The organism is Tolumonas osonensis (assembly GCF_014202415.1).
GTDB classification, from domain to species: domain Bacteria; phylum Pseudomonadota; class Gammaproteobacteria; order Enterobacterales; family Aeromonadaceae; genus Tolumonas; species Tolumonas osonensis.
Genome location: NZ_JACHGR010000002.1, coordinates 223,378 through 235,628 on the forward strand (window position 1 = coordinate 223,378; position 12,251 = coordinate 235,628).

13 protein-coding genes are annotated in these 12,251 nt (G+C 43.4%); 10 read left to right on the plus strand and 3 right to left on the minus strand.

The window, feature by feature from the left end:
- Positions 1–136 precede the first annotated feature (136 nt).
- Both HNR75_RS03505 and HNR75_RS03510 read left to right on the plus strand, forming a co-directional pair.
- Entirely contained in the window at positions 137–1,126 is a 990-nt protein-coding gene (locus tag HNR75_RS03505) for an NAD-dependent epimerase/dehydratase family protein (RefSeq protein ID WP_188025639.1), read from the plus strand.
- Complete coding sequence (locus HNR75_RS03510) at positions 1,123–2,136, plus strand: beta-propeller fold lactonase family protein (RefSeq protein WP_188025640.1); 1,014 nt, start codon at positions 1,123–1,125, stop codon at positions 2,134–2,136. The genes HNR75_RS03505 and HNR75_RS03510 overlap by 4 nt, the downstream gene beginning before the upstream one ends.
- A gap of 1 nt (position 2,137) precedes the next feature.
- Here the strand turns inward: HNR75_RS03510 and HNR75_RS03515 are convergent, their stop codons facing one another.
- Positions 2,138–2,932: a DeoR/GlpR family DNA-binding transcription regulator gene (locus tag HNR75_RS03515; RefSeq protein WP_188025641.1), complete on the minus strand. Its 795-nt coding sequence runs from the start codon at positions 2,930–2,932 to the stop codon at positions 2,138–2,140.
- Between the two features lie 294 nt (positions 2,933–3,226).
- On the opposite strand from HNR75_RS03515, the gene HNR75_RS03520 reads away from it, so the two are divergent.
- On the plus strand, positions 3,227–4,204 hold the full coding sequence (locus HNR75_RS03520) for a Gfo/Idh/MocA family protein (RefSeq protein ID WP_188025642.1): 978 nt from the start codon (positions 3,227–3,229) through the stop codon (positions 4,202–4,204).
- A 227-nt stretch (positions 4,205–4,431) separates the two neighbouring features.
- Here HNR75_RS03520 and HNR75_RS03525 read toward each other — a convergent pair whose 3' ends face one another.
- Positions 4,432–4,851 (minus strand): DUF5602 domain-containing protein, encoded by a 420-nt coding sequence (locus HNR75_RS03525; RefSeq protein ID WP_188025643.1) that lies wholly within the window; start codon positions 4,849–4,851, stop codon positions 4,432–4,434.
- A 188-nt stretch (positions 4,852–5,039) separates the two neighbouring features.
- On the opposite strand from HNR75_RS03525, the gene dsbB reads away from it, so the two are divergent.
- The 7 genes from dsbB to HNR75_RS03560 are packed head-to-tail and all read left to right on the plus strand — an operon-like array spanning position 5,040 to position 11,882.
- Positions 5,040–5,561 carry a disulfide bond formation protein DsbB gene (dsbB, locus tag HNR75_RS03530; protein WP_188025644.1) on the plus strand — a complete coding sequence of 174 codons (522 nt, stop codon included), beginning with the start codon at positions 5,040–5,042 and terminating at the stop codon, positions 5,559–5,561.
- A complete protein-coding gene (locus HNR75_RS03535) occupies positions 5,554–6,555 on the plus strand; it encodes an AAA family ATPase (protein WP_425506757.1) in 1,002 nt (333 codons plus the stop codon). The genes dsbB and HNR75_RS03535 overlap by 8 nt, the downstream gene beginning before the upstream one ends.
- Positions 6,552–7,430: a DUF58 domain-containing protein gene (locus HNR75_RS03540; RefSeq protein WP_188025645.1), complete on the plus strand. Its 879-nt coding sequence runs from the start codon at positions 6,552–6,554 to the stop codon at positions 7,428–7,430. The genes HNR75_RS03535 and HNR75_RS03540 overlap by 4 nt, the downstream gene beginning before the upstream one ends.
- Positions 7,431–7,895 (plus strand): DUF4381 domain-containing protein, encoded by a 465-nt coding sequence (locus tag HNR75_RS03545; protein WP_188025646.1) that lies wholly within the window; start codon positions 7,431–7,433, stop codon positions 7,893–7,895.
- Positions 7,892–8,836 carry a VWA domain-containing protein gene (locus HNR75_RS03550; RefSeq protein ID WP_188025647.1) on the plus strand — a complete coding sequence of 315 codons (945 nt, stop codon included), beginning with the start codon at positions 7,892–7,894 and terminating at the stop codon, positions 8,834–8,836. The genes HNR75_RS03545 and HNR75_RS03550 overlap by 4 nt, the downstream gene beginning before the upstream one ends.
- Positions 8,829–10,274 carry a tetratricopeptide repeat protein gene (locus HNR75_RS03555; protein ID WP_188025648.1) on the plus strand — a complete coding sequence of 482 codons (1,446 nt, stop codon included), beginning with the start codon at positions 8,829–8,831 and terminating at the stop codon, positions 10,272–10,274. Before HNR75_RS03550 ends, HNR75_RS03555 begins: the two co-directional genes overlap by 8 nt.
- Positions 10,275–10,283: 9 nt before the next feature.
- A complete protein-coding gene (locus HNR75_RS03560; RefSeq protein ID WP_188025649.1) occupies positions 10,284–11,882 on the plus strand; it encodes a BatD family protein in 1,599 nt (532 codons plus the stop codon).
- A gap of 43 nt (positions 11,883–11,925) precedes the next feature.
- On the opposite strand, the gene ihfA is transcribed toward HNR75_RS03560, so the two are convergent.
- Entirely contained in the window at positions 11,926–12,249 is a 324-nt protein-coding gene (gene ihfA, locus HNR75_RS03565; protein ID WP_188025650.1) for an integration host factor subunit alpha, read from the minus strand.
- Positions 12,250–12,251: the final 2 nt, after the last annotated feature.

Sequence of the window (12,251 nt, forward strand, 5' to 3'; positions counted from 1 at the left end):
GCACAAAATTCACGCATAACCCCTTGACAAAACCCAGATCAAAACGGATATTCACTTACGTAAATGTAAGTTTTTACTTATGAAAACTTAATGCTGCATCCTGATGATACCAGTGCGGATAATGTGCGAGGTGAAAATGAATATCCTACTTATTGGTGGCCTGGGGAATATTGGTTCCCCCATCACCTATCAATTGGCAGCGATGGGACACTCGGTCTATGTTCTTGGCAGAAAAAAGATAGAGCAGATTCAGCCGGACATTACATATATCTCTGGTAACACAGAGGATTTCGCTTTATTACAATCATTACAAGAACAGTACGCTATCGATATTGTTATTAATTTTGCAATTCAATCGACTGCGCAAGCAGAAGTGAATATCAATGCATTTGCCAATAAAATTAAACAATTCATCTTTATCAGCACCGTCACTGTTCTGAACCGTGAAAAAAATGTCGTACTTACAGAAGAGTCTGAATGTGGAAACCCGTTCAGTACGTATGCACAGACGAAACTTAAATGTGAACAAATTTTTCTGAATGCTTATTACGAACAACATTTTCCGGTGACTACCGTCCGGCCTTCGCAAACCTACAGCAAAGATAAACTGCCTTTAAGTGTTAAAGGAAAAAGCTATTGGTCAGTGATTGACCGGATTCTGAATGATAAGCCCGTGATTATCCATGGCGACGGGACATCAACCTGGGCTTCAATGCACAGCAACGATTTTTGTCGTGGCTTTATTCCCCTCATCAATCACCCGCAGGCTGTCGGAGAAATTTATCATTTAACCGGCGATGAAATCCTCACCTGGAACATGATCTATCACGAACTAGCCAGACAACTGAATAAAGATATCAATATTGTACATATCCCGACTTATTTGCTGGAAAAAAGTAAACAATACGATTTCAGAATGTCCATCAAGGGGGACAAACAATATTCCGTTATCTTTGATAATCAGAAAATAAAAAGAATATGCCCTGACTTCCAATGTCAGATTTCAATGAAAGACGGTATCCGTATGTATCTGGACTATATGGATAAACACCCCGCCCTGAAGGTCACTGATCCTGAATTCGATCAATGGTGCGATGATGCTATCGGACAAGGAGTGATCCTGTGAGCTTTAAAACTTTTTTAGTGGGATATGGTGATAGTCAGGGCAATGGCCGTGGCCTTTATTCTGTTGAGGTGAATAACGATAGCATTCAGGCAAAACTTGCATATCCTTGCGAAATGAAACCCGGCGCCATTATCGCCACTGAGAACCGGCTTTATATGTCTTATCTGGGGGATAACAAAGAACCGGGTATTCTGTTGTTCTCGCTTGATGAAGAATTAAATCTGACCTTTTTAAATAAACAGACTATTCCATTTTTTCTTACTTCATTTGGTCGTATTCATCATTCAAATCATCTGCTCGGCTCATCATTTTACGATGGCGTCGATGTGATTTTTGAAGCTGCCGATAATATTCATATAAAAAGTGTGGATAAACACCCTTATCGACCGAGAAGCGCTGATATACGTCAGGCAGAAACACACCCTCACCATATATGCGCACTGAGTGATGGACTGCACGCTTACTCCGTGGATATGGGGACTGATTTCGTTAGTTTTTATTCGATCAGGAACAATGGACTTCATCTTCTCAAAGATGCTTTCATCGACTGCCCCCTGGGTTCTGGCCCGAGAATCATGCGGATCAGTCCTGATAACAGGCTCGCCTATTTATTACATGAGATATCAAACAGCGTCGCTGTGTATGCCCTGCATGACGTTGGATTCGATGAAATTCAGAGAATATCCACGCTGGATGACAATACAGTAATAACAAACAGCGCTGCCGGATGTGCAATGACAGCGGATGGCGAATATCTGTTGGTTACCAACCGAGGTGAGAATACGTTAGTACTATTCAGAGCCAATCCGGAAAATGGCCTCCTGACACTATGTGATCGGATTCAGACCGGCTTGATCCCGAGAGATCTGTATATCAGAGACCACCAGATCATTGTCGCAGCACAGGCATCGGATTGCTTACAACTATTCGAAATTGATACCCGACAGCACAGGTTAAAATTATTAAGCGAAGTAACCGGAGTTTATGCCCCGGTTGGTTTTCTCAATTAAGTCAATTTGAAAGCGGCAGACATCCGCTGTCTGCCGATGCTGACTCATCAGCCACAACGATGAGTTCGACTTCATTTTCCTCAATACACTTTAAGATATTCGCCGGCGGACGTTTATCTGTAATAACACAATCAATATCCGACCACTGACATGATTGATGCATAAGCTGAGTATTAAATTTTGAGAATGTAGCGATACAAATAACCCGTTGCGATTGCTGAGCCATCGCTATTTTAAGTAACGCATCCAATTCTGTATCAGTGGTAATACCCGCTTCTGATAAGGCGCTGACGCCGATAAATGTTTTATCCGCCTGATAGTGTTTGATTTGTTCAATGGTAATATTGCCTAAAATCGTATGTGAGAACTCGTCAAACATTCCACCCAATACACATTTTTTTATATTTTCTTTTCCGCTGATCTCATTCAGCACTTCGAGAGAGTTAGTAATGACAGTCGCGGGTGTTTGTAAATGATGCGCCAGTGCGGCCGTGGTAGTGCCCGCATCGAGGAACAGGATGTCATGCTCATTGAGCATCGGCAAAGCACGGCGGGCAAGTACCTCCTTGACCGGGTTAAATTCACTCCGCTGATGAAACGACAGGCTTACCCGTTTCTCGGAAAGAATAGCGCCGCCCCGAATGCGGATAATACCAGGGATCTTGGTCAATTTGACCAAATCCCTGCGGGCTGAATCGTACGAGATCTGGTACTGCTGACAAATATATTCGAGAGTTACTTTCCCCTGACTCCGGACAAGTTCCTCTAATTCAATTAAGCGTTCTTCCTGAGTCATAAATTCATCCCGCAGCTATGCCTGATATGAAAAGTATCAATTAGATTACCTTACGTTAACTTATTTTTGCACTCTATTCACTCAAACTCATCATCTTTTGCCTGATAAAAACATAAATGATTCAGATAAAGCCCGAAAAACACACTAATATGAACTCCAAACAAGCATTAAACGTATAAAAACTTGCCAAAAATTACAAATGCGCACAATATGCGTACAATCGCTTGACAAAAATACGCACAAAACGGATATTTACTTACGTGCTTATAAGTGATTATTTAAGGGAAGTTAATTATGCGTATTGGTGTTGTCGGTGCAGGTAACATTGTCAAATGGTTCCTTGAAGCACTTACTCTGACAGAGAATGTGTACTGTGAAGCAATTTGCGTACTCGAAAGCGACCTGGAACTTGCAAAAAGTTATCAGAGCAAATTCGCCATCAATAAAATTTACACAGACTTCAATTTATTCCTCGCCGATCCGGCCATAGACTTTGTCTATCTGGGTATCCCGAATAAATTGCATTTCCCTTACGCATTGAAAGCACTTCAGGCGAATAAAAATGTTATCAGCGAAAAACCCTTTACATCCAATTATGACGAAGCTTTGCAGCTGACTCATTTAGCCAAAGAGAAAAAACTATTTCTTTTTGAGGCTATCACAACCATTTATGCACCGAACGTTCTTTTGATGAAAGAACACTTATCTAAAGTCGGTCCGATTAAACTGGTTCAAAGTAACTATTCACAATTTTCCAGCCGGTATAACCAGTATCTGGCAGGTCAGGTTCACCCGGCATTTGATCCGGCAATGTCTGGCGGTTCACTGTATGACATTAACATCTACAACATTCACCTTTCATGCTTCTTATTCGGCATACCGGAGAAAATTGAATATTTCTGCAATAAAGGATTTAACGGGATTGATACCTCCGGTGTGGTAATCATGCAATATCCTGATTTTATTTCAGTTTGTACTGGAGCAAAAGACTCTGCGAGCCCAAGCCAGACAATTATTCAGGGAGTTAATGGATATCTTAAATTAGCCAGTTCACCGAATATTGCCCGTTCAGTGGAAATAGTGATTGAGGGTGATACACAAACACTCAATGAAAACGAATTTGATAATCATATGGTTTATGAAATGAAAGCATTCAACGATATGTTTTCAAGACAGGCTTATGATGAGTGTTACAGGAATTTAGACCACTCCCTGTCTGTCATGAAAATTCTTACTGATGCCAGAAGCAAGGCCGGAATCATTTTTAGCTGAACCCAGTAGAGTTTGAATCCCGCTATCGAGAACGGCTGGGAAGTATCTAGATCACCGGTGGAGATTCACATTGCATGGTTTGCAACCACATCAGGTTTGATCGGCAAAGTGATTTCACTGGTTCCATGGACATCGCCGACACCAATCGGTGCAACATGGGGTGCTGGCTGGATGCTGAGTAGCCATCTACAAAGCCCCATCAGAAAAGACTGGGGCTTTAACGAAGATTATGGCTTGATAGCCATGTGCTCGTTATGCGGAACAAAATAAAAATGCACGTCATAATGTGGAACGGTATAACCTTCGTGACCCTTAGGTTCCCAGTCAAAGTCAACATGCTCGACCGGAGGGAACGGAATACTGACTTTAGACTTCAGATCAGTGAATGATGTCCCTTTCGTTAACGTGTCACGATCAATCATGAATTCGAAAAAAATAATCCGCCCTTCTGAAACACCATAGATTGGGCCGAGCGGCAAATCTTTCGGATCAGCCCAATGCTCTCCCATTCCAGGAACCACGGGCGAGATTTTCACAACATTGGCAGGTAAACTTGAGGCTAGCGGAAGCTCCGTCGTCGCAGCCATTGCGGCTGTTGCCATGCCTAATAATAAGGATACTGCCAGAGTACGATAGATCTGGGTCATAATGACCTCCGGAAACGGTGCAATTGAAAATGAGAATAATCCTCAATCCACTTACAATTATAGCATGCTGCTATACACGTACCGTTTTTTTCTTTCAGCGCTCTGAATCAATATGTTAATGCTCTTCTCTTCCCTTTTAGCCTGTTCTGTATTCTAATTTCTGCAGTTTGTAACTCTGGAAGCTGTGAATGATCCAATTTATCCGCAACATCACCCAAGGCCGGATTGCATGGGGTATCTTATTCGGTTCGACGGTTTTTCTTGAGCTTTGTGGTCTTTTTTTCCAGCATGTCATGGGGCTGCAACCATGTGTCATGTGCATATATCAGCGGGTCGCGATTCTGGGGATCATGGCGGGTGCGTTCATTGGTTTTATCAATCCCCGCAACTTCATGTTCCGGTGGGCAGGTATGTTTATCTGGACATATTCGGCCGTAGAAGGTCTGCGCCTTGCGCTACGTCACACAGATATTCAATTAAATCCATCACCATTTAATACTTGCGATTTATTTGTTACATTTCCCCAGTGGCTGCCGTTAGATCGTTGGATTCCTTCAATTTTTAACGCTACCGGCGATTGCTCTGAAATCCAGTGGCAATTTCTGTCGTGGGGTATGCCCCAATGGCTTATTGTCACATTCGGCCTCTACATTCTGACTAGTTTAACAATCATTGCTGGCAACCTAATTAAAGGACGATGCTGTGGATAATATTTATAACGAACAACAGCAAACTATAACGGAAGATGCCTGTCTGGCAGCTATCGCTACCGTTAAAGAATTTCTCAATAAGCGCATCATCGGACAACAACACCTGATCGATGGTTTGCTGATGGCATTACTGGCTGACGGACACATTCTTGTCGAAGGCCCGCCTGGCCTAGCTAAAACCCGCTCCATCAAAATGCTGGCCAGCTGTGTGGAAAGTCATTTCCACAGGATCCAGTTCACCCCGGATCTGTTACCTGCTGACCTGACAGGCACTGAAATCTATCGCCCTCAGAACGGCACATTTGTATTCCAGCCTGGTCCGTTATTTAACGAAATCGTACTGGCAGATGAAATCAACCGCGCTGCAGCCAAAGTTCAGAGTGCGTTGCTGGAAGCGATGGAAGAACGCCAGGTCACGATCGGACGAAAAAGTTACCATTTGCCACCTTTGTTCATGGTAATGGCAACACAGAACCCGCTGGAGCAGGAAGGCACCTATCCTTTGCCGGAGGCGCAGTTGGACCGGTTTATGCTGCACCTGGAACTGGATTACCCGAGCGCGGCAGATGAACTGAATATTCTGCGCTTGAACCATTCTGAAAGCCGGGAAGAAGAAACACCTGACGCGCCTAAAATCACACAGTTGCAAATATTTGCCGCCCGCCAGTATGCGCTGCAGGTGATTGCTTCGGCGCCTATCGAAAATTATATTGTTAATCTTGCCACTGCTACGCGGCATCCTCAGGCATACGACGCAGATCTGGCCCGTTGGCTTTCGTATGGTGTCAGCCCTCGTTCCAGTATCGCCTTGTTACGCTGCGCCCGGGTAAGAGCATGGCTGGCAGGACGTAACTATGTAACGCCGGATGATATCCAGTATTGTATTTATCCGGTCATGCGACACCGTCTGATGCTGACAGTGGAAGCAGAGGCTGATGGCATTACACCGAATGACATCATCTCGATCTTACTGCAGAAGGTTGTCGTTGCATGAAACCAAATGACGGCGTCACACTCACCCTGGATGACTTGCTGACCGTTTCAGCGAGTGGAAGTCGTGTCGCAAACCAACTCTCCGATGGCTGGAGAGTTGGGATACATCAGTCACGTAAAAAAGGACGCGGTATGGAATTCGCCGAAGTCCGTCCTTATATGATTGGTGATGACGTCCGTAATATGGACTGGAAAATTACCGCTAGAACCGGGAAACCACACACTAAATTATACCGTGAAGAACGGGATCACTCAGTCTACATTCTGCTGGATCTCTCTGGTGAAATGTATTTCGGCTCCAAAGGACAGCTTAAATCCCGTATGGCGTCTGTTGTGACTGCAGCTATTACCTGGCACGCGCTGAAAAACGGCGATAAAGTCGGTGGTCTGATTCTGAGTGGTACACAAACTACAATTCAGGCACCGGTGAGCCACCGTAAAGGGGCGTTACTGTGGTTAAAACAAATCGTGAATACCTATAATGCCGGTTTGCAGGAACGCCCGCAGTCCTCTGATGTCACAGCCGGTCTGAACACACTGAGTGGTATGCTGCGCCCCGGTGCCCGTCTGGTAGTCATCAGCGATTATTATCGCTTATCACAGAAAGACTTTCTGATGATCCGTTATCTGCGCAAACGGCATGAAGTCAATCTGATCCAGGTTTATGATGCTCTGGAACGTCAGGTTACAGGGGACGGAATATTAGGTGTGGCAAATACCAGCGGAACCGGTTTTTTATTGGAAAATGAAGACTTCAGAAATCATTACGCCCGACTGGCCAGCTTTCGCCAATTTGAGCTGGAAAGAAAACTCTGTGGCTATGCCAAACAATTAGTCGCTTTTGATGCATCAAAACCACTGGCAGAACAACTATAAATGAAAGTACCACTGGCACAATTGCATGATATTTTACCCGGACCAGATACAGGAATTATTGATAATCTGAATCTGGTTGCGTCTGCTTTTCTGATTTTTATTCTTGCAATTTGTTTTCTGTACAGAATATATCATACATGGCCACGGCACCGGCTTTTCCGCCAGGCAAGACGTGAATTAAATCTCATATTTAAAAACCATCAGAGCAATTACATTCCGGCCGTAAATGCGCTGTTGAAAAAAACAGCATCCATTTACTGGAAACGGGAAGATTTTGCTGGTTTATATACCCATGAGTGGCTGAAATTTCTTGACGACGCATCCTCATGTCATTTTTCCAGATATTCTGATCAATGGGAAAGCTGGTCCTATTCTGGCTCGGAAATCTCAGCAAAAGAAAAAAAAGAAGTCCTTCGTGAATGCAGAAAATGGCTCAGATCAAATCGTAACAGGAGACCGCTGTGATTAACTTTGCCTGGCCATGGTTTGCCTGTTTATTACCTTTACCATTATTAATATATTGGTTCGTGAAGCCAAGAAAGACGCAGCATGTCGTGATCGATGCGCCTACCCTGCCCTATTTTGTAAATAATGCGTCAGGTAATAAATCCAGACATTTTCTGACAAAAATATTATTAGTAGTAAGCTGGTTATTGATTGTTGTTTCACTGACGCGGCCTCAATGGCTGGATACCCCCGTCGTTCAGACTTTTCCATCCCGCGATTTATTGCTGGCTATCGATATATCTCAAAGTATGCAAATTAAAGATATGTCTATCGAAGGGCAAGTAGCAGATCGCCTGAATATGGTTAAATCATATTTGCAATCTTTTATCAAACAGCGTCAGGGAGATCGTATCGGCGTTATACTGTTTACAGATCACGCCTATCTTATGACTCCGCTAACTCAGGACTGGCAAACGACTGGCCTTCTGCTGAATGAAATTAATGCGGGTCTGGCGGGTCAATTTACTGCTACCGGTGAAGCCATCACTCTTGCAGTGAAAAAAATACTGCATGATTCCATGCAGAATAAAACGCTGATCCTGCTCAGTGATGGCAAAGATAATGTTAATACAATCAAGCCGCTTGATGCTGCCGCTCTGGCCAAAGCCAGCGGATTGAAAATTTATACTATCGGAATAGGTGCTGACTCGTCCGAAGCTAACGCAGAAGATGAGTTGAACGAAACTGAACTTGAAGATATCGCCAGAATCACAGGTGGACAATATTTCCGCGCCCTCAGTGAACAGGATCTATCCGAGATCTACCAACAAATTAACCTTGTTGAACCACTGTCATTAAAAACCATTAAATATCAACCACATAAAGAATTGGTGGAGTGGTTTTTGTATTCTCTGTTGCTTGTCATCGGAATGTTGCTCTGGATATTAAGAAATGACTGACATTATCTTTCTGAGACCATATGCCTTTATTTTAATTTTGCCTTTGCTGGCTCTGTTCTATTTTTCTACATCGAGGAAAGTAAAACAGCAGAGCTATATCTCTGCTCATCTGCTAACCGTATTAACGAAAATCGCCCCACGCAAATCAAAACTCAATATCTCATTGCTGCTATTCGTTCTGCTGTGTCTTATTATTGTCGCATTAGCGGGTCCCGCCATGCCAAAGAAAACAGCATTAGTTAAGAGAAACATGCATACTATTATTTTATTCAGCATGGATAAAACCATGTATGCAGATGATTTAAAACCTTCCCGTCTGGTTTTAGCCAAACAGAAAGTCAATGCTTACTTAAAGAGCAATAAGGCTGTCAATACAGCTTTAATTGCATTTGCCGGTTCAACACATATTATTTCACCATTTACTGATGATTATAATACACTAACTAATTTTATCGATGCGTTGGATCCAGCATTAATGTCTGCATCAGGTTCAAATGTCCTCGATGCCATGAAACTTGCCGGCACGCTCGTATCACAAATGAAACAGGATAGTCAGCTAAAGATATTATTAATCACTGACCAACTGACTACTTTACAATCAGAAAAACTGATTGATTATATTAAACCTCTGGGCTGGCCAGTTGATATCATTTCTGTCGGTACACAAAATGGTTCGGTCGTTCCCTTACCCGAAGGTGAATTGCTCCGCACACATACCGGACAGTTAATTGTGGCTAAAACCCCATTAACTGTATTAAAAGATACCGCTTCAAAACTGGGCGGACACCTAATTGACATCACGACACTGGATCAGAATTCGAATGATAACAATCCGGACGGTGATAACAACAAACTACAGGAAGTCATTGTTTATAATGAAGTAGGTTACTTGATACTAATACCATTGGTCTTTATTTCTTTGCTTTTCCGCCGTGGATATATATTCATTTTCCTTTGCTTTTCCTATTTACCGGAAAGCGCATATGCTCAGGAATCCGGATTAACATTATTCAATCAAGGGAAATACATCCAGGCCGCTGATGCTTTCAATGATTATACATGGAAAGGCAACGCGATGTATCGCGCTGGTAACTTTAATCAGGCGATTAAATTCTATGAAGAAGTAAACACGCCGGTAGCTCATTATAATCGTGGGAACGCGCTGGCACATTCAGGAAATATTAAAGAAGCCATCATTGCTTATAATCAGGCCATTCAATTACAACCTGACTTTAAGGAAGCAAAAGATAATAAAGAAATTCTTGAACACTGGTTAAAAAACAACAACACAGAAAACACTGACGCTGCTATAGCTGCTTTACAAAAAAAAGATGGAAATATTGAGAAAGCACTGAATTTTCTTAAATCACTTCCTGAAGAATCTGGTAATCTGATGCAGAAAAGATTACAACTACAACAACATAATAAGTCAAACTAGGTTATTAATGTGAAATTACCTTACTCCGGTTTATGTGGTTTGGCACTTATCTGGTGCACATCAGGCAGTGCTGTTCAGCTCACTGGTCAGGTTGATTCACAAACATTGTCGCTGGGTGATAACCTGACCTACACCGTGACTGCGGATGAACATCTGGCTGATGATGCACTGGATATTCGCCCCCTGTTCAGAGACTTCATCATTGGTAATATTCAGGTCACCCATGCCTCAGCAACCGAAACAAGCTGGGTTATTCCGTTACAGCCAGTGATTACCGGCGACATTACGATTCCGGGGTTAAGTGTTCCTAATGCAGAGTCTGCGCCTGTGACCATCTCGGTCAGTGGTGATGCGCAGGAAACAAATTACGAGACTCCAGCGCCAGAAGCGTCACCGGAAATGGAAACTCAGGCCCCAGCTCATCTTATAGAAAGCCAAATTGGTGCTGAAAGTGCCTATCGGGGAGAACTCATTACCTATAGCGTCAAAGTGGCGAAACGAGCCGATCCGGAAAACCGCCCGCCTGTTCTATCATCGGCACAGGAAAGCAAAATCATCCCGGTTGGCGAGCCAACAGAAGATAAAGAGATATTTGCAGACCATTATCAGGAAACCGTCACCTATCACTACATTATTATCCCTGATAACACAGGTTCACTGAAAATTCCGGCCGCTACCCTCGCCTCCGATGCAGCACAAATGTCGGATGAACATATTATTGCGATCAAACCCATTCCAACCGCTTTTCAGGGAACTGAAAAAGAATGGCTTCCAAGTGCAGGTATCACGATCGAAGATCGCTGGGAACCGCAAACAAGTTACGTAAAACCCGGCCAGCCTTTAACGCGTGTTATTACACTGACAGGCATCAATAACTCACAGGAACAATTACCAGACCTGGATCTTCCCGTCATCAATGATGTCCGTGTTTACAGTGACGGTCAGAAAAATGAGCAGGAGTACCAGAATGGTATGTTGATCAGCCGTAAAACCTTCCGGCAGGTTTTTGTTCCTGAAAAAAATAACGCTTTCACTGCGCCTGCTGTGCATTTGAACTGGTGGAATGCAATCAGTGATCGTGCCCAGGTTGTTTCTCTGAGTGAACGCAAATTTCTTGCTTCTATTGCAACAGAAAACCTTAAGGAAAAGGCTGTTGTTCCTGCTCCTGTCAAGAAAGAACAATCCATTATCAGTTATCTGATCCCTTTGCTGCAAAAAGTATTAATGGCCTTTGGATTGCTGATTGCTTTGCTAACCCCGATCCTGGCGATCACCTGGTATTATAAAGAAGCACTCAGGGCTCGTTATGAATGTTATAAGCTATGGCAAGGCCTGCAGCATGCCTGTAGCGTGAATGATGCGATGACGGCTTACCAGATGCTATTGTTCTGGGCATCTCATCGCTGGAAACAAGCCTTTACCGGTATTGAGCAACTGCCTTTTTACTCTCATCTGAAAAATGAATTAGACGAATTGCAGGCAGCCTGTTTCAGTGGTTGTGAAATGACATGGAACGGCCGGAAATTAATTAAGAAATTACGCCGTACACGGGTTATCAAAACGGTAACCCCTGTGTCTGAAAACCAGTTTGATGAGTTCAGTTACTGAATATTGGATAACAAAAAGCCGGTCGTTATGACCGGCTTTTTATTTACTCATCACCCTCACCGCCATCGGTTTCTTCAACCGGACGGGCATGTTCTACCCGCGATTTCAGTTTCTGTCCCGGACGGAAAGTAACGACCCGTCTGGCAGTGATCGGGATATCTTCGCCTGTTTTAGGATTTCGCCCTGGACGCTCGTTTTTCGTCCGGAGTTCGAAATTACCAAAGCCAGATATTTTAACCTGCTCGCCATTTTCAAGGGCCAAGCGGATATCTTCAAAAAACGTCTCTACCAACTCTTTGGCGTCACGTTTGCTTATTCCCAACTCAGTAAAGAGATGTTCTGCAATATCGGCTTTGGTCAAGGCCATAG